Origin of the sequence: Rhodobacter flavimaris (assembly GCF_021378075.1) — a bacterium.
Lineage (GTDB): Bacteria > Pseudomonadota > Alphaproteobacteria > Rhodobacterales > Rhodobacteraceae > Rhodobacter > Rhodobacter flavimaris.
Window position 1 is genome coordinate 1 of the sequence record NZ_JAJUOS010000088.1, and the last position, 279, is coordinate 279.

The 279-nt window shown below is 73.5% G+C and carries 1 protein-coding gene; it reads right to left on the minus strand.

The annotated features are described in order from the left end of the window. A partial coding sequence (locus LZA78_RS17740; RefSeq protein ID WP_233678194.1) for a hypothetical protein occupies positions 1-279 on the minus strand: 279 nt, incomplete at both ends.

Here is a 279-nt window from a genome sequence, read left to right on the forward strand (position 1 = left end):
TAGAAGGTGCGCGCCAGGGCCAGCCCCGCACCGAGCACCACCATCGCCGCCACCACGCCCAGCGAGCCCCTCAGCAACGCGCGACGCCGGTTCCGGGCGGCGTAGACCCCCGCGGCGAAGAGGCCGACCGCGATGAAGGGGAGCCAGGCGCCGAGGGCGTTGAGCACGACGTACACGCGCTGCGCCCGGCTGATCGCCTCGGACTCGACGAGGACGAAGGACCGGTCGATCGTGGGGATCCGGTCGGCCAGCTCGAAGCCCTGGGCGACGAGGCGCTCC